This is a genomic window from Methylobacterium sp. CM6247 (genome assembly GCF_054817925.1).
Genome location: NZ_JBTXKX010000003.1, coordinates 4,552,012 through 4,568,419, shown reverse-complemented (window position 1 = coordinate 4,568,419; position 16,408 = coordinate 4,552,012). Strand labels below are relative to the sequence as shown.

Annotated in this window: 20 protein-coding genes and 1 tRNA gene; 7 read left to right on the top strand and 14 right to left on the bottom strand. The window is 61.9% G+C overall.

The window, feature by feature from the left end; translation table 11 throughout:
• Positions 1 to 243 precede the first annotated feature (243 nt).
• On the bottom strand, positions 244 to 1,689 hold the full coding sequence (locus tag ACYQOP_RS22630) for an FAD-binding oxidoreductase (protein WP_461224283.1): 1,446 nt from the start codon (positions 1,687 to 1,689) through the stop codon (positions 244 to 246).
• A gap of 165 nt (positions 1,690 to 1,854) precedes the next feature.
• Here ACYQOP_RS22630 and ACYQOP_RS22625 point away from each other — a divergent pair, with 165 nt between their 5' ends.
• From ACYQOP_RS22625 to ACYQOP_RS22610, 4 genes are all read left to right on the top strand, one after another.
• Positions 1,855 to 2,553 carry a fumarylacetoacetate hydrolase family protein gene (locus tag ACYQOP_RS22625; protein WP_056427516.1) on the top strand — a complete coding sequence of 233 codons (699 nt, stop codon included), beginning with the start codon at positions 1,855 to 1,857 and terminating at the stop codon, positions 2,551 to 2,553.
• Positions 2,550 to 3,029 carry an NUDIX domain-containing protein gene (locus ACYQOP_RS22620; protein WP_461224281.1) on the top strand — a complete coding sequence of 160 codons (480 nt, stop codon included), beginning with the start codon at positions 2,550 to 2,552 and terminating at the stop codon, positions 3,027 to 3,029. The genes ACYQOP_RS22625 and ACYQOP_RS22620 overlap by 4 nt, the downstream gene beginning before the upstream one ends.
• A 129-nt stretch (positions 3,030 to 3,158) precedes the next feature.
• A tRNA-Gly gene (locus tag ACYQOP_RS22615) sits at positions 3,159 to 3,233 on the top strand.
• Between the two features lie 207 nt (positions 3,234 to 3,440).
• Positions 3,441 to 3,575 (top strand): hypothetical protein, encoded by a 135-nt coding sequence (locus tag ACYQOP_RS22610; RefSeq protein ID WP_280136553.1) that lies wholly within the window; start codon positions 3,441 to 3,443, stop codon positions 3,573 to 3,575.
• Between the two features lie 163 nt (positions 3,576 to 3,738).
• Here ACYQOP_RS22610 and ACYQOP_RS22605 read toward each other — a convergent pair whose 3' ends face one another.
• The 3 genes from ACYQOP_RS22605 to ACYQOP_RS22595 form a co-directional block, all read right to left on the bottom strand.
• Positions 3,739 to 3,966: a hypothetical protein gene (locus ACYQOP_RS22605; RefSeq protein WP_461224279.1), complete on the bottom strand. Its 228-nt coding sequence runs from the start codon at positions 3,964 to 3,966 to the stop codon at positions 3,739 to 3,741.
• A gap of 340 nt (positions 3,967 to 4,306) precedes the next feature.
• Positions 4,307 to 4,489 (bottom strand): hypothetical protein, encoded by a 183-nt coding sequence (locus ACYQOP_RS22600; protein ID WP_056427522.1) that lies wholly within the window; start codon positions 4,487 to 4,489, stop codon positions 4,307 to 4,309.
• A 208-nt stretch (positions 4,490 to 4,697) separates the two neighbouring features.
• A complete protein-coding gene (locus ACYQOP_RS22595; RefSeq protein WP_461224277.1) occupies positions 4,698 to 6,512 on the bottom strand; it encodes an adenine deaminase in 1,815 nt (604 codons plus the stop codon).
• A gap of 292 nt (positions 6,513 to 6,804) precedes the next feature.
• Between ACYQOP_RS22595 and ACYQOP_RS22590 the strand changes: the two genes are divergently transcribed.
• Entirely contained in the window at positions 6,805 to 7,062 is a 258-nt protein-coding gene (locus ACYQOP_RS22590; RefSeq protein ID WP_056427528.1) for a hypothetical protein, read from the top strand.
• Positions 7,063 to 7,065: 3 nt separating this feature from the next.
• On the opposite strand, the gene ACYQOP_RS22585 is transcribed toward ACYQOP_RS22590, so the two are convergent.
• The 5 genes from ACYQOP_RS22585 to ACYQOP_RS22565 all read right to left on the bottom strand — a co-directional run bounded on the left by ACYQOP_RS22585 (position 7,066) and on the right by ACYQOP_RS22565 (position 10,200).
• Positions 7,066 to 7,281: an alkylphosphonate utilization protein gene (locus tag ACYQOP_RS22585; RefSeq protein ID WP_056427531.1), complete on the bottom strand. Its 216-nt coding sequence runs from the start codon at positions 7,279 to 7,281 to the stop codon at positions 7,066 to 7,068.
• 3 nt (positions 7,282 to 7,284) lie between these two features.
• A complete protein-coding gene (locus tag ACYQOP_RS22580) occupies positions 7,285 to 7,494 on the bottom strand; it encodes a hypothetical protein (RefSeq protein WP_056427534.1) in 210 nt (69 codons plus the stop codon).
• A 165-nt stretch (positions 7,495 to 7,659) separates the two neighbouring features.
• Positions 7,660 to 8,415, bottom strand: a complete 756-nt coding sequence (locus tag ACYQOP_RS22575; RefSeq protein WP_461224274.1) for an ABC transporter ATP-binding protein — start codon at positions 8,413 to 8,415, stop codon at positions 7,660 to 7,662.
• Positions 8,415 to 9,167: an ABC transporter permease gene (locus ACYQOP_RS22570; protein WP_461224272.1), complete on the bottom strand. Its 753-nt coding sequence runs from the start codon at positions 9,165 to 9,167 to the stop codon at positions 8,415 to 8,417. The genes ACYQOP_RS22575 and ACYQOP_RS22570 overlap by 1 nt, the downstream gene beginning before the upstream one ends.
• Positions 9,168 to 9,171: 4 nt before the next feature.
• The gene (locus ACYQOP_RS22565; RefSeq protein ID WP_461224270.1) at positions 9,172 to 10,200 is read right to left on the bottom strand and encodes an ABC transporter substrate-binding protein; all 1,029 of its coding nucleotides are present in this window, start codon (positions 10,198 to 10,200) and stop codon (positions 9,172 to 9,174) included.
• A 286-nt stretch (positions 10,201 to 10,486) separates the two neighbouring features.
• Between ACYQOP_RS22565 and ACYQOP_RS22560 the strand changes: the two genes are divergently transcribed.
• On the top strand, positions 10,487 to 10,891 hold the full coding sequence (locus tag ACYQOP_RS22560; protein WP_461224268.1) for a DUF3597 domain-containing protein: 405 nt from the start codon (positions 10,487 to 10,489) through the stop codon (positions 10,889 to 10,891).
• A 1,372-nt stretch (positions 10,892 to 12,263) separates the two neighbouring features.
• Here ACYQOP_RS22560 and ACYQOP_RS22555 read toward each other — a convergent pair.
• The 4 genes from ACYQOP_RS22555 to ACYQOP_RS22540 form a co-directional block, all read right to left on the bottom strand.
• Entirely contained in the window at positions 12,264 to 12,680 is a 417-nt protein-coding gene (locus ACYQOP_RS22555; RefSeq protein WP_461224266.1) for a hypothetical protein, read from the bottom strand.
• Positions 12,681 to 12,700: 20 nt separating this feature from the next.
• On the bottom strand, positions 12,701 to 13,861 hold the full coding sequence (locus ACYQOP_RS22550; RefSeq protein ID WP_461224264.1) for a hypothetical protein: 1,161 nt from the start codon (positions 13,859 to 13,861) through the stop codon (positions 12,701 to 12,703).
• Positions 13,862 to 13,987: 126 nt separating this feature from the next.
• On the bottom strand, positions 13,988 to 15,121 hold the full coding sequence (locus ACYQOP_RS22545) for a polyamine ABC transporter substrate-binding protein (protein ID WP_461224262.1): 1,134 nt from the start codon (positions 15,119 to 15,121) through the stop codon (positions 13,988 to 13,990).
• A 34-nt stretch (positions 15,122 to 15,155) separates the two neighbouring features.
• Positions 15,156 to 15,518, bottom strand: a complete 363-nt coding sequence (locus tag ACYQOP_RS22540; RefSeq protein WP_461224260.1) for a RidA family protein — start codon at positions 15,516 to 15,518, stop codon at positions 15,156 to 15,158.
• A 219-nt stretch (positions 15,519 to 15,737) separates the two neighbouring features.
• On the opposite strand from ACYQOP_RS22540, the gene ACYQOP_RS22535 reads away from it, so the two are divergent.
• Positions 15,738 to 16,001: a GlsB/YeaQ/YmgE family stress response membrane protein gene (locus ACYQOP_RS22535; protein ID WP_056427555.1), complete on the top strand. Its 264-nt coding sequence runs from the start codon at positions 15,738 to 15,740 to the stop codon at positions 15,999 to 16,001.
• 99 nt (positions 16,002 to 16,100) lie between these two features.
• On the opposite strand, the gene ACYQOP_RS22530 is transcribed toward ACYQOP_RS22535, so the two are convergent.
• Positions 16,101 to 16,322 (bottom strand): YgaP family membrane protein, encoded by a 222-nt coding sequence (locus ACYQOP_RS22530; protein WP_207414197.1) that lies wholly within the window; start codon positions 16,320 to 16,322, stop codon positions 16,101 to 16,103.
• Positions 16,323 to 16,408 lie beyond the last annotated feature (86 nt).

The window sequence follows — 16,408 nt, the reverse complement described above, 5'->3', positions numbered from 1 at the left end:
TCATTGAGGGTGCGATCCGCCTCTTACTGAAGGGGTCAGGACCGTTAACGTCCCCATAAGACGCTGCAGCGCACCCATGAAGCACTCACATCGCAATAACGCTTTAGATCAGGACTTGAAGCCGTTTCATGGCGCATCGCCAGATCGATTGTGATCCTTTCTTGTGCGACGCACAATGGGGCATGTGAACAACGCCGTGAGTGTCTGGATGGCTTATGCGGAGAAGGCACACGCCCCCGGCGCTTACTCCTTCGGAAGCGCCGGGGGAGGGTTCGCTGACAACGCGATCACCTTCCCGGGGTTCAGCAAATCTCGCGGATCGAGGGCGCACTTGAGCCGGCGCATCAGGTCCAGGCCGACCGGATCGGCGTAGAGGCCCAGTTCGTCTCGCTTGATTAGGCCGATGCCATGTTCGGCGGCGATGGACCCGCCCATCCGATGCACGATGTCGTGAACGATCCTGTTGAAGCGTCCCCATTCCTTGAGGAACGTAGCCTTGTCCATGCCGAGAGGCTGGCTAAGGTTGAAGTGGATGTTGCCGTCGCCGAAATGCCCGAAGGCGCAGACACGCAGGCCAGGCATTTCAGTCTCGCATGCCGCGATCGCCGTATCGAGGAAATCGGCGAGACGCGATAGCGGCACCGAGACGTCGTGCTTGATCGAGCCGCCTTCGAGCGACTGAACGTCAGACAAGTTTTCTCGGAGCGCCCATAGGCTCGCGTTCTGCGTCTCACTCGACCCGATGACCGCGTTTTCCACGAGACCACGATCGATAGCAGTGGCAAGCGCCGTCTCGATGGCATCCGAGGCCTCTGCCCCAGCGTGCGTCGTAGACATTTCGATGAGCGCGTAGCCCGCATGATCCCCGGGAAGAGGACGTGGAAAAGCGGGTCTGTGTTTCAGTACGATTTCGAGTCCGAAGCGCGGAATGTACTCGAATGCCGTGAGGTTATGGCCAGCCGTCCGTTTAAGCGTGTCGAACAAGGCCAGAGCGGAATGCGGCGACGAAAGACCCGCAAAGCCGACTGCCCGCGACGAAGGCTTGGGATAGAGCTTCAGCACCGCCGCGGTGATGATTCCAAGGGTCCCTTCTGATCCAACGAACAGGTGTTTCAGGTCGTAGCCCGCATTGTCTTTGCGCAGCGCGCTCAACCCGTTCCAGACCCGGCCGTCTGCCAGCACCACTTCGAGGCCGAGCACGAGATCGCGCATGTTGCCATAGGCAAGGACGCCGGTTCCGCCGGCATTGGTGGCGAGGTTGCCGCCGATCGTGCACGAGCCCTCCGAGGGCAGTGACAGGGGGAACAGCATCCCCTGCTCGTCGGCCGCCGCCTGAGCCTCGGCGAGCAGGACGCCCGCCTCAACGGTGATACTGGCGCTCAACGGGTCGATGGCGCGGATGTGCGAGAGGCGACCAAGCGACAGGACGATCCCGCCATGCGGCACTCCGCCTCCCACCAACCCGGTATTACCACCCTGAGCAACGATGGCGATTCCAGCGTCGGCGCAGGCCGCAACAACGAACGCGACGTCGCCGGTATCGGCCGGCCGAACGACGGCGAGCGCGCTGCCATGAAAGAGGCCGCGCCATTCCAGGAGATGGGGTGCAATCTCTGCGGGGGCCGTAAGGACGTGCTTCTCCCCCAAACGCTCGGTGAGACGGAAGAGAAGATCGGCGGGAGCAGTCACGGGCAGCTCGGGGCTTGAGATCGGGGGTAACACGAAGGGGGAGGCCGGACCATCACGATGGCGGCTGCGAGCTCACCTCCTATGATAAGGTTCGTGACCCGTCTTTGCAGGGCACGGAGCCGTGCCGCAACCGATCAGCGCAAACCCGGAGGAGGCGCCCAACCGATGCTGTCCGTGATCCCGAACCCACCCCGTACCGCCCTGCCCATTGTTGGCAGCGAGGACTTTTTCCCTGTGCGCCGCGTCTATTGCGTGGGACGCAACTACGCCGCCCATGCCCGCGAAATGGGGAAGGATCCCGAGCGCGAGCCGCCGTTCTTCTTCATGAAACCGGCGGACGCGCTTCAGATCGTCCCGGGCGCGGATGCAGTAGACCATCCCTATCCGCCCCGCACCGCCAATTACCATTTTGAGGTGGAACTCGTAGCAGCCCTCGGACGCGGCGGGCAGGACATCCCCACGGCCGATGCCCTCGATCATGTCTACGCCTACGCCGTCGGGCTCGACATGACCCGACGCGACGTTCAGGACGAAGCCAAGCGCCTTTCCCGCCCGTGGGACCTCGCCAAATCGGCCGATGCCTCGGCACCCATCGGACCACTCCACCCGGTCGAAGGTCGCAGGCATCCGATGCGCGGCGCCATCACACTCTCGGTGGACGACAATCCCCGCCAAGCCGGCGACCTATCGGAGATGATTTGGTCCGTAGCCGACCAGATCGCGCTCCTTTCCACCTATTTCGAGCTCCATCCCGGTGACCTGATCTTCACCGGTACGCCTTCAGGCGTCGGTGCGGTCGAGCGCGGGCAAGTGATGCAGGCGGCCATCGAAGGCTTCGGTGCCATCCGCCTCAACGTCGTATGATTGGCTCCCTCCTCAACCGGCCGCTGATCCAACGGTTATTCCAGTTCGGCGCCCTCGTGTCCCGTGGAATGACCCTCGGCGTGCGGGGCGTCGCCTTCGACGCTCAGGGCCGCGTCTGCCTCGTGCGCCATACTTATGTGGAGGGATGGCACCTGCCCGGGGGTGGCATCGAGATTGGCGAGAATGCCGTCGACGCCATGGTTCGAGAGTTTCGGGAGGAGGCCGAGATCGTCGTGGAGGCGGCAGACACCTTGCGCCTGCATGGCTTCTTCCGCAGCACCGCCGCAGCGGGCCGCGACCACATCGCTGTCTACGTCGCCCCCACCTTCACACTCCTCGGACCGAAGGCGCCAGACCGGGAAATCGCGCAGAGCGACTTCTTCGCGCTCGACGCCTTGCCCAAAGACACGACGCGGGCCACCCACAGCCGCCTCGACGAGATCGTCCATGGACTCTCCCCAACGGCCACGTGGTGAGAACGCGAGAAAGTTGCCCGCCGGCAAAAGAACCGAAAAACAGCTCTTGCCACGCCCGCCGGAATGTTGTTTAGAGACGCCGTCCGGGGCCGCCGGCGGGTCTTCTCCTCAAGCGGCACGGCATAGTGAGCGGGTGTAGCTCAGGGGTAGAGCACAACCTTGCCAAGGTTGGGGTCGAGGGTTCGAATCCCTTCGCCCGCTCCAATTCATCCAACCATCAGAACATACGCGATAGGCCGCCTTCGGGCGGCCTTCGTCGTATCTGGGGCTCGCATTCCGTCTTTCGATGGACGGTCATGACGAGTTCTCAAGCATACACATTGCTGGTCATCCGATGGCTGCCAGCGGACCTTCTCGATGAACCAATACGCCCTCTGCATGTTGAGTCACCGACAGCAAGGGATAAAACGTATGACATCGACCTGGATGACCCTCGAGGAACTCGCCCTCAACCGCCAGATCACGGTGGATGAGGCGCTCCGCATCGTGAACGAGGCCCATTGCCCAAAGGTGTTCCGTGCTACGGCAACCCTGTATCTGGTCTGAGGGCCAGGCGGGCGTAATAGAGATTCAGTAGCGGTAGTTATTTTCTACCTCCGTCGGGTTCTGACTCGGCAACTTAGGACCCGGCGGCATACAGAGCGCTGAAATCAATGCGGGTTGCCTGTCTGACGGCATTCAAAAGCTGCACTATCTTCGCTTCGACAACCTAGGCTGCGCCCATGCAGCTCGACGAGGTGCGGTCAGCACCGTTGAACACGTTGAGTACGGTTCCGATAGCAGCGCCTATTATCTGCGCCGAGAGACCATTCGCCAGGAAATTCGTCGTGAGCATCCTTTTAAGATCCCCGTCTTTGGGCTTTGTGCTGCGGTTACTGAATATCACACCGGCATTAGTTTTTAATTGAGCTAAATGGGGATAGTCCAGCGCCATCATTTGGCACTGGGCTATTTTTGTTTCAAGAAATATCTAGCATCAGCTATTGGTACGGTATTAGTCGCGAATAACGTTCTATATCGAGGCGATAGCAGATCCGGTATTTCCGACCCGACCGTGCCGGGTCATACCGGTATTCGGCAGGATCGGTATTGTCTTGGGCTGCAACCCGCACTGCCCCTGCACCGGCGAAGAACGGCCAGCTGGTGACGTTTCCACCCGCCCCCACCTTGGCTGGGACAAATAGCGTTGGGACCGCCCAATTCAATAAATCTGCTCCTTCGCGCGCACGAGAAACCGGTTTGTCACCGCCGCTTGAAAGCGCTGAACGGTGATACCGTCACAGCGCCTGTCCGCCATTCTGACGCATGGGATCACAGATTTTCGCAGACACCTTATCGAGATGTTCGCATGCATTCTTGAGGTACCAAGCCTTCAGATCCGGCTGGGTTGGTGCGACGAACATCGCCACAAGGACGAAGCCGACGAAGCCGAGGACGACAAGCGTCAGAAGATTCCGCATCAACTCACTCCAAAAAAAGAGCGTCCTCTCCTGGAAACAGGGCGCAAGCCCATAGGAGACAACGTAAAACGGCCAGCCAATCGCCTCAACGGACAATTCAGCTGGCCGATTCGGTAATAACACGGCTTGTGAAAGCCGACACGGGAAAGGCTGTTGAGACCTGAACTTTCAACCTTGTTGGCAGCGTCCTGGTTCCCAGTTGTGGATCTTATCTCTCTGCAGGTTCAAAAAGCGGTAAGATCTTCATGGCCGGCACCAGCACGAGGCCTTTGTCGGTGATCCGAATCTCTGGAATGACAGACAGCGGAATTAGGTTGAACCCCATATAGGGGATCGTGCAGCCGGCCCGCTCCCAGGCCATCTTCAGCAAACGGACTTCTTCGGCGACGAGGCCGACGCGCTTGTCGGAGAGAAGCCCTGCCACAGGCAGCGGAACCATCGCGGTGACCTTCCCATCCTCGACCACGCAGACGCCCCCCTGGATCGTCGACAGCGCATCTAGAGCGACGCGCATGTCCTCTTCATTCAGCCCGGCCACGATTGCGTTGTGCGAATCGTGGCCGACACTGCTCGCGATAGCGCCCTGTTTCAGACCAAAGGCGCGCAGCAATCCGTGCGCGACGTTCCCGGCCCTGCCATGGCGCTCGATTACGGTGACGAAGCACAGGTCGTTGTCCCGCAATGTCGTTACCCAATCGAGGCCGGGAGTCAGATCGTAGCGCTCGTGGGTCAACTCGATGCCGGGAAGCGTGGTGCGAATGGCGTTGACGACACAGCGGCCTTCGGGAAACGGCGGGACGAGGGCAGGAAGCGGCTGTGGCAGATGCATCGTTGCATAGGCTGGTGCAGGATATCGATAGGGTCGCGAGAGTGCCGCATCGAGGAGGGGAGTAACCACACGGTTCTCGACCACGCACCGTCCGCCATACCATGTGGTCTGCGGGATCAAGTCATCATCGAGGAGGACCAGATCGGCCCGACGTCCCCCGCCGAACCCACCAATCTCGCCATCGAGCCCATACCGGGTCGCCGGATGGAGCGAGCCCATTGACCATGCCTGTTCGCGGGGGATGCCCATGCGGATTGCCTCGCGCACCACCCAATCCAGGCCGTAAGCGAGGAGATCCTGCGCGTCCCGGTCGTCGGTGCAGACGCAGACCCGCTTGGCCGAGGCTCCCAGTTCGATGATCGTGCCGATAGCCTTGGGCAAACTGTGCCAGGGCGTGGTCGGCGGGCCGCCGCGCAGGTAGATCCACAAACCCGCCTCGAGCAGGTCGTCGGCAATGTCCCTGTCGATGGCTTCGTGGGTATCAGTGACCCCGCTGGCCGCGTAGGCCGCAACGAAGCCGCGGCCGTAGATATGGCCGGAGACCGGCCGCCCCCGTTGCAGAGCCGCCGCGATGATGGCATGCGCCCTCTCATCGCCCTCGGCGACGGAGACGAAATCCATCTTCTCGCCAAGGCCGATCGCCTCCGGCCACGCATCGAACAAAGCTCCGATCTTCTCGGCCGTCAGGTCGCCGCCGGCGGTTTCCAAGGTCGGCGACGTAGCCGGGACCGTGCTTGGCACCGTGAGGTAGATATTGAGCGGCGCCTCGCGGGCGTCCTCCAGCATCCAGGCGATGCCGTCCGCATCGAGGACATTTCCGATCTCGTGGCTGTCGCAGACGATGGTCGTGGTGCCGTTGAGGAGCGCCGCCTCGGCATAGGCGCAGGCGGTCACCATGCTGCTCTCGATATGCAGATGTGGATCCACCAGGCCGGGCGCCAGAATACCGCCGGCCGCATCGTAACGGGGGGCACTCCCCCGATAGGCACCGGCAGGCTTTACGGCGGCGATACGTCCTCCGGCGATCCAGACTTCACTGTCCGGCCGGATCCGCTCAGAATAGGTGGAGAGGATACGCGCACCGGTGATGACGAGATCGGGCTCCGCCCGCCCCGCGGCGACGCCGGCGAGATGCCGGGTCATCCGGGCCAAGGGTGCGATGGAAAAACGTGTCAGAGGCGTCGGATCGGTCATCGTCGGCTTGGCTCCTGGCATCATCGGACCGGCCGCCACGGCAGGCCGGTCTTGCCCGGCGGCGCGCACGCATCATGCCACAGGCGGGTCTACCGCGCCTGCGCGTCCAGAAAGGCGGGTTGCCAACCTGTTTCGCCGGGACCATGTAGCGCTGCGAGTTCGGTCGTGGCGTCTCCCAACGGTGACGGTTACGGCGCAGGAATGTCGGCGGGACCAGACGGTCGAACGTCGAACATTCCGCCTACCGAACCCTCGACATCACATTCCCCGATCGCATCATCGAGCATTTGTCATGGCCAAGCGTACAAAGTCGAAACCGCAGGAGCGGGGCTCAGTCCTGTTCGACGTGGTCTATGAAGACGAGTCCCGTGCCTCGAACCGTCGGGTTCCCATGGAAATCCTCGGAGGGCTCGACGGTGACGAGCCCGCCCGGCAACTGATCGAGGAGCAGGACCGCGCCATCGCCGAGAAGTCGGGCCGCCCGTCCCGCGCCATTCGAAGCCTGAGCCGGTCGCCGGCCCGCGCGATCAGCAGCGAGTCCGGCGATTGATTCTCAGGCTTTCTTGAGGAACTGTGTCTTCAGAACGAGGCCCTTCACCTTCTCGGCGTTGCACTCGATCTCTTCAGGATCCTCCGTGAGGCGGATGTTCTTGATGAGCGTCCCGCGCTTCAGGGTGGTGGAGGTGCCCTTCACCTTGAGATCCTTGACCAGCGTGACGGAATCCCCGTCGGCCAGCTTGGTGCCGTTGGCATCCTTCGTATCGGCCATGGTTCAGGCCCCGGCATCGGGCGGCATGTAGGGCTGCCCGGCATTGGTCAGCGCCCGGTCCACCGCCTCGATGGCGAGGAGGATGCGCATGAAATCCTCGGCGGCGGAGGCAGCTGCGAGTTCGCTCGAACCGATCCGCTTGGCCAAGGCGTTGCGCTGTCGCGAGAGGCTGGCGCGGGCGCGGTTGAGGTCGGCAATCTCGTCGGGCGTCATGGTAGGGTCTCTCTGCCGATCGACCGTCCAGGCGGTCTCGGGTGCGGAGCGATGCAATCTTTGGCCGCAGGATGCAATGGCGCATCCGGCGGCATCGCCGCGGATGGGGCGACGGATTCGATACAGACGGCGCCGGCCGTCTCGGGAAGCGGCCTTACAGAGCGGTCACAGCTCCGCGGACCGCCCCGAAAGCTCGGCCCGCAGGTTCCGGGCGGCCTGGGTCAGCGCCTCGTCGCGGCGGCGGCGCGGACGCGGCACGTCGATCGTCATATCGGCCGCGACCCGGCCCGGACTGCCGGCGAGGACCACGACACGGTCGGCCAGGGTCACGGCCTCGTCGATGTCGTGGGTGACGAACAGGATGGTCTTGCCGGTCGCGGCCTGGATGCGCTGCAACTCGTCCTGCAGGCCCTCGCGGGTGAAACTGTCGAGTGCGGAGAAGGGCTCGTCCATCAGGAGCACGTCCGGGTCCACGGCGAGCGCGCGCGCGATGGCGACGCGCTGGCGCTGCCCGCCCGAGAGCTGGTGCGGCCAGCGCTGGCCGTATTCGCCGAGTCCGACGAGGTCGAGCATCTCCTGCGCCTTGGCGAGGCGCTGCGGCTTCGACAGGCCGCTGCCTTCCAGGCCGAAGGCCACGTTGGCGACGACCCGGCGCCAGGGCAGCAGGCGCGCATCCTGGAACACCAGCGCCATCGGCGTCCGGCAGCCCTCGCGCGTGGCGAGGCGCACCGTTCCCCCGCTGGGGGCGGCGAGGCCGATGAGAACGCGCAGAACGGTGGATTTGCCGACGCCGGATTCACCGACGATGACCACGAACTCGCCGCGCGCGATGGAGAGGTCGAGCTCCGACAGGATGACGTTGCGGATTCCGTCGCGCTCGTAGGCGAGGCTCAGGCCGCGTATGTCGATGATCGGGTCCATCAGGCGCGCCACCGCAGGAGCCAGCTCTGGAGGGCGACGAAGCCGGTATCGAACAACCCGTAGAGGCCGGCCATGGTGAGCATGTAGACGACCACGATATCGGTGGAGAGGAGGCTGGAGGCCTGCATCATGCGGGCGCCGACGCCAGGCACGCCGAAGATCTCGGCGGCCACCACCGCCATCCAGGCCTGGCCGAGGGCCGTGCGCAGGCCGACGAGGATGCCAGGGGTCGCGGCCGGCAGCAGGATCTTGGTGAGCCGCGCCAGGGGCGAGCGGAAGCCGAAGGCCTGGGCGACCTCCACGAGGTCCCGGTCGACCCCACGAACGGCCCCTTGAGTCGCGAAAAACACGATCCAGAACACGCCGATGGCGATGATGAACACGGCGGCCGAGGGCTGGACCCCGAACCAGATGATGGCGAAGGGCACCCAGGCGAGGCCGGGAATGGGCCGCAGCAGGCGCACGATCCAGGCGGTGAGCGCCTCGAAGCCCCGGAACATGCCGACCAGGATGCCGAGCGCGATGCCCGCCCCGGCGCCTACGGCGAGGCCGACGAGGTAGTGGCTCAGGCTCGACAACACCGCCTCGCCCCACACCCCGAGACGGATCTCGTTGAGGAAGGCGGCCGGGATCGTGCTCGGCGGCGGCAGGAAGGCCGGGTTGATCAGCCCGAGCCGAGGCATCGCCTCCCAGAACAGGAGGAAGGCGGCGAGGCCGAGAGCCGCGAGGGCGGGTGCGCGAAGGGCCTTCATCCGATCAGCGCGCGATGGCCTTCTCGTAGTAGCGGGAGTCGAACAGCCCATCGAGGGGCACGTCCTTCTCGAGGGCGCCGATGGAGACCTGATAGGCCTGCATCGCCTTGGTGGCGACGATGATGGCGCGCGGATCGACGGTGAACTTCGCCGCCGGCGAGGTCAGGGCCTTCTGGATCGTGGCGAGGTCGACGATGCCCTTGCCGAGGGCGGCGAGCACATGGGGCGCGGCCTTGGCCGAGTCGGATTTCAGCAGCGTGTCGGCGCGGATGAGGGAGCGCACCAGGGATTCCACGGCGCCGGGGTTGCGGTCGGCATAGGCGCCGTAGACGCCCACCACCGTGCCCGGCTGGTCGGGGAACATCTCGGCTCCGTTGGCGATCAGCTTCACGCCCGGATTGCGGCCCTGGATGATGGTGAGGGCCGGCTCGCGGATCGAGGCGCCGTCGACGGCTCCGGCGAGGATCGCCTGCTGCGTGGCGTCGATGCCCATGGGCACCACCTCGGCATTGGCCTTGTCGGTCTTCGCCACCTGCCACAGCCAATGCTGCAGGGTGGTGTTGGGCACCGAGCCGAGGGGCTGGGTGGCGAGGCGGGCGGTGCGGCCCTCCTTGGCCTTGAACTGCGCGAAGGCCTCGGCCTTGCTGGCGCCGTTGGCGAAGAACGGGGCGAGCTTCGGCCCGGCCACGAACACCATCTCCTCCACGGCCGTGGAGGCGACCACGCGGACGTCGATGTTCTTGGTCCGCGCCACGGCCAGCGGCGCGACCCCGGCCACGTAGACGTCGATCGTGCCCGAGGCGAGGGCCTGGATCATGTTCGGGCCGGATTCGAAGGTGGTGAAGGAGGGGGCGAGGCCCGCCTCCTTGAGCCAGCCCTCGCCGTCGGCGACGAAGATCGGCGAGGCGCCGATGACCGGGATGACGCCGATCCGCATGGGGATCGGGGCCGTCTGGGCGGAGGCGGGGGCCGCGATCAGCCAACCGGCCAGGGAGGCCAGGATCGTCGCGATGACGGGAAGGGCAGGGCGCATCGAAAGGTCCGGATTCCGGGGGAAACAGGTCGGCTCGCGGCGAGCCGTGGCCCGGCCATGCCACAGGAGCCGCGTTCTTCAAACACCGTTGCGCGAAAGAACGGCCCGCTTCGCGAATCTAAGGACGCCATTCCACGGCCAAGCTTGAGGGGAGAGGCTTTATTCCCCAGCCCCGGGCGTCCGGCCGGAACGGCCTTGGCTGTATTCAGTTGAGAGGCAGGACCTCGTGAAGAGCAAGGCCTCGGCCGTCCATCGAGACGGCCGACCAACGACAAGGACAGACGCCATGAGCTTTCTCGGCAGCATCGTCAGCAAGATCCTCCATCCGTTCGGCGGCGGAACCACCTCGGCGGACGCCGCACCGGCAAACGCCCCGGCCGGCTCCAGCACCACCGCCCCCACGGAATCGGCGGCCGCTCCGAAGCCCGGCGAGCCGGTGGACGTGGAAGCCGTGCTGAACGGCATGGCCGCGAAGAACTCGCAGCAGCTGAACTGGCGCACCTCCATCGTCGACCTGATGAAGCTCCTCGACATCGATTCGAGCCTCAGCGCTCGCAAGTCGCTCGCCGACGAGCTGCACTACACCGGCGACAAGGAAGACTCGGCCACGATGAACGTCTGGCTGCACAAGCAGGTCATCAAGAAGCTCGAAGAGAACGGCGGCAAGGTGCCGGCCGACCTGAAGGATTGATCGCCGCTTGAACCCTCCCCCCTCTGCGGGGGAGGGTGCCTGCGGAGCAGGCGGGAGAGGGGGCGACATTTCCGGACAACGCGCTCCCCTCATCCGATCCGCTTCGCGGACCACCTTCTCCCGCAGAGGGGCGAAGGACACGTGCGCCACCGGCTCTCCACACACCTTCACCCCCGCGCGCGACAGCGCCGGGGGCATGGCCCAGAAGAAGCCCCGAACAGGGGACGCGGGACGCCGCGGAACCCATTGAGCGCTATAATAAGTTTGCCGGTCCCCCGGCGTCCCGTCAGGCTCCGGCGTTCCCGCCGGGGCCTGTTTTGCGTCGCGGTGTCTCCAGCGGTCCTCGCGTTGCGTCGCGCCTGAGGTGGTCGTGTTGCATCCCAGCCCGGCTGTTCGAACGGACTTTGCCCCGCACGCCCTCTCGTATTGGAGGGGCCGCAAACCTCGTCATGGCAGCCCAGAACGGGGTCGGTGCCGGGGCATTTAACTCCCGACCTACCGCGCCCCCATCCGAGCCAACAGACTATCGAGCCGCCGCCCGGGGCGATGGTGACCGACACCACCGACGCAGGCACCGCCCCGCCGCCCCTTTCGGCCCGCCCGGTCGGTCACCGGACAGGCCCCCTTCGCTGGGCGGCAGGTGTGGGGATATAGGCATGGAATAGGAATTTTGTCAATATCAAGTTGATAGATGATGCTCGCCATCACCGATCAGCCGCCGAGGCTGGCTCAGCCCCACCGTCGATGGCAAAGCCTGTTCATTTGGTTTACGGGAATACAGCGCTGTAAACATCAAGAATGATCCCAGTCATCGCAACACATAGGGAATCCCAATCAAAATTATTAGAATCGATCTGATGTTGGGCAGGCCTGTAATGTACAAAAGAATTTCTTAGCCAGTATATAGACTTAGAAGCACGAGATACCAATAAATCTGGATCAGATGTCAGATCTTTATTAAGTATAGACAATATAGATACTAGATCAAGAGGTGATGCATATCTCAATATCGCCTCTAAACTCCTCTCCTCCCTCGGATGCCATCCCAATGCATCCTCTAAAATGGTGGCTACTTCACCCCAGCCGTTTGGTATCGCAAGCTTCGTCACAAGCGACTGAGCACTTGAATAAGCATACAACGCCTCAAGACACCGATATTGGGCAAGAAAGAAAGTAGATCTGTCACTGTCGAATATTGACCTACATAATACTTTATAAGGAATTCGACGAATATCAAGTTTGCATAGCGCAGAAAGAGTTTCGGCAAGCGCTCTATCCATCCAGAAAAAGCCAGCAGAGCATTCATCTAGGCAAAACTCGAAAAATACATTCCATACGCTTGAAACATCAGCGTCCCTAAAATCAAAAACTCTTACCGCTGGATAAATAGTTGCAATTTCCTCATAGGAATGTCCACGATAATTTGAGTGGCATCCTTATCCGACCATTCAACGATATTTTTCACATGACTTACGTCGGCTTTAGGACGAGGGCGAAGCTCAGCTAAAGCTACAGTTAGGAAGGCGGGGTCTAACTCCAATTCTCTCTCGGAGTAATTTTTATTAACTACGTCAAATCCTATAGACAGCAAATATGAACGAGCATCGATATCAATTTTTGCGAGCTTTTTAGTTGGAGAGAAAGAAAATTGCTCAACAACTTTTGAGTTAGTCATAAAATAACGATGCTTGCTTTCTGATGCAATCCACCTGCGCGCACCGCTGTTCGAAAGTCCGTGGGCCCTTGACCTACAAAAATCGTCAAGGGCCGTGAAAACTTGAGTGTTCACGGAGATTAAATGTCTTGTCATTAGTTCGCGCGCCAACAAGGCTCGAGATTTTTAAGATCAAAGTTTTCTTCAATCAACACCTGGAATCCATCAAAGTACAATCCACGTTCGTAACGACCGACTTGACCAACTCTTTTGTCCAGAGTTTCTGATAATACATCAAGCTTTAAAAAGTCGCCTAAATCCTCTGTGCGAAGAAGCGTGAGCCTTGCGAGCATTCTCCGAGCGTCTTTCCGAATTTTCCTCATCCTTGCAATTCTCTCGTCGTGAGTTCGATCCATTCCAGGACGCCCCAATACGTTTTGAGCAACTGCGACGGTGAACCCTATTCGCGCCGGCTGACTATCGAATATATTGCGTCCCTTCGAAAATTTAGCATTCGATCCTCGATCATACCGGGAGAAAACTTCGTCAAAGCTAGCTAACATGGAAAGGCAGTCATAGAACTGCGGCTGAAAGGCCGAGTCATTCAAGTTGTCAACAAAGTCGAGTCTAGAAAACTCATCAGACAAAGCTTCTCGAGTATCAATATTTGTTTTGCGCAGAGAAAACGCGATATACAGTTCCACCAACGCATCGCTACTGAATTCGCCCGGATTAACTCTTCTCCCCGGCTTATCGGGTGTGAACATTCTGTTAATTTCGGGAACATTATCTTGCACTTCACCCAAGAGAGGGGCAAAGACGACAGAAAGCTGCCGAGAAAGAGGCCATGGCACTTGCCCTGTATTAAGGACAAGCATCCTATATACCATTGTGCTAACTGATCGCGTCAACCAAAATTCGACGCGCATACTTCGATTCAATACACTTGTATCAATGTCTGATGCTTCTGACAGTGCCGATGTACGCTGCATTCCATCAATGATTGAAAGCTGCTCCCTGACACTTGTAGGCAGAATATCATCTGGTACCGTTGCTGTATTATTGGGGTATGTGTCGAAAGTTTCTTGATCGACAACAGCACCAATTACTACAGGCGGAAGCACGGCGCCACGCCTAATATCTGCAACCATTCGCTCACGAATTCGTTTCGCAGTAGTAGTTTTTAGTTTGTCGCGCTGACCACTAAGAGCGCCCCGCGCAGAATGCGCAAGACTAACCAACCTCAAATAGTCGCCTATAGTCATCACGGTTTGAACCGAAAAGCATTCTGCCCTTTGATCATGAAGCCAGTTCATCACATACTCCAGCAGTTATATTTTTGCATATCAGGGATTTATTACAATATTTCTTGAAGACAGTGTTTTTATAACGACGCTAAATGCTAGGCGCATTTAACGAAAAATCGCAGTAAGTCGTGCGTCTCACCGTCCCGTCCTCACCCGCGTCCAATTCCGCGTCACGAACCGCTGCGTCCGGTCATCCCAGGCCTGGTTGGTGAACAGCCGCTGCATCGTCGCGTCGTCCGGGTAGATGCCGGGGTTGGTGAGGATCTCCGGCTTCACCAGGGGTTTCGCGGCGAGGTTGCCGTTGGCATAAGCGACGAAGTTGGTGTTGGCCGCCGCCACCTCGGGGCGCATCATGTAGTCGATGAAAAGGTGGGCCTCCTCGGGGTGGGGCGCGTCCTTCGGGATGGCGAAGGCATCGAACCACATCAGCGCGCCTTCCTTCGGGATGAAATAGGCGATCTCGACGCCGTTCTTCGATTCCTCGGCGCGTTTCTTGGCCTGCATCACGTCGCCGGAATAGCCGACCGCGAGGCAGAGATCGCCGTTGGCGAGGCCGTTGATGTATTCCGAGGAGTGGAATTTTCGCACCGAGCCGCGCACCTTGAACAGCGCGTCGGTGACCTGGGAGATGTCGTCCCAGCGCTTGGTGTCGGGCTTGAGGCCGTAGGCCGGCAGCATGCTGGGGATCAGGTCCTCGGGGCTGTCGAGCATCATCACCCCGCAATCCTTGAGCTTGGCCATCAGGGTGGGGTTGAGCACCAGGGTCCAGCTGTTGAGCGCCTGGTTCGGGCCGAGGCGCTCGCGCACGGGGCCGAGATTCACGCCGATGCCGGTGGTGCCCCACATGTAATCGACGGCGTAGGTGTTGCCGGGGTCGTAGACCGCGAGGCGCTGGGCGATCTCGGGCCAGGCGTGTTTCAGGTTCGGGATCTTGGCCTTGTCGAGGGGCCGGAACACGCCGGCCTTGATGAGGCGCTGCAGGAACGGGCCGGTGGGCACCACGAGATCGTAGCCGGACTGGCCGGCGAGCAGCTTCGTCTCCAGGATCTCGTTGTTGTCGTAGGTGTCGTAGACGACCTTGATCCCGGTCTCCTTGGTGAAGGCCTCCAGGGATTTCGGATCGATGTAATCCGACCAGTTGTAGATGTTGACCACGCGCTCCTGCGCCTTCGCCCCCGCCGAATTGAGGAGGGCGAAGGCGAGGAACAGGGACCCGAGAAGGCTGAGCGCCAGCGCGATCATCAGGACGGCGAACACGATACGACGCATCGGCGGGCTCTCTTGTCTCGGGACCGGGTCGGGATCAGGCGGGGAGCTTGGCCGCGACGACGACGATCTCCACGAGGTATTCCGGCCCCGCGAGCTTGGCTTCCACGGTGGCGCGGGTGGGCGGGTTCTCCTTCGAGACCCAGGCATCCCAGGCCGCGTTCATCTCGGCGAAGGTCGCCATGTCGGCGAGATAGATCGTGGCGGAGATGAGCCGGGTCTTGTCGCTGCCGGCCAGCGCCAGCAGCCGGTCGATCTCGGCGAGCACTTCCTGCGTCTGCGCGGTCACGCCGGCCCCCACCGTCGTCCCCGCCACTTGGCCCGCGAGGTAGACCATGTCGCCATAGGTGACGGCCTGGCTCATGCGGGCGCCGGATTCGAAACGGGTGATGGTGGTCATGGATCGCTCTTCATGGGGCGCCGCGCGGGCGCGTCGTCGGGGCAAGCGTTGTGCCGCGCGCCACGCATCCGCGTAAAGGGGAGGGCGGCGGCCAAGGTCGAGAATGCGACACAATCGCCGTCCCGCGGCGCAACCCATCCCGCGATGCGGCGTTGCATGAGCACAAACGGTCAAGTCCGGGCGGGACAATCCCGGCCACCGCGTTTCGAGGATCAGCTCATGGATATCATCTGGACCATCATCATCGGCTTCCTGGCCGGTGTCGTCGCCAAGTTCATCATGCCGGGCGACAAGGAGCCTGCAGGGTTCATCCTCACCACCATCCTGGGCATCATCGGCGCCTTCGTCGCCACCTTCCTCGGTCAGGCGCTCGGCTGGTACGGTCCGAACCAGGGCGCGGGCTTCATCGGAGCCGTGGTCGGCGCCATCGTCGTGCTCGCCATCTACGGCTTCATCGCCAGCCGCCGCACCACCACCCTCTGAACGGACGTGACGGCGCGGGCCTCGGGTCCGCGCCTCTCGCATTTCATCGGACAGACAAAAGGGGCGCCCCATCGGAGCGCCCCTTTTTCGTGGTCCGGTTCAGGAAAGGTAGCCGGCGGACTTGGCCGGGCAATGACCGGTTGCACCCCGGATGGCGAGGCCGGCGCCGACGACCAGGGCCGCCAGGCTGAGCCACTTGTTCGGGCGGGGCTGGGCGGCGGCGGCGGCGATGCCGAGGCCCAGAACGACGGACACGGCCCGCTCGGTGGTCGACAGGTTGGTTTCGCCTTCGAAGATGCTCGGAATCATCGGATCGGCCATGGTCGCACATACTCCTCGTGTTGCGTCGCGGGGCGAACGCGGCGGGAGGATGGGTGTTCCTCACGACCGGACCGGGGCGTTGACGC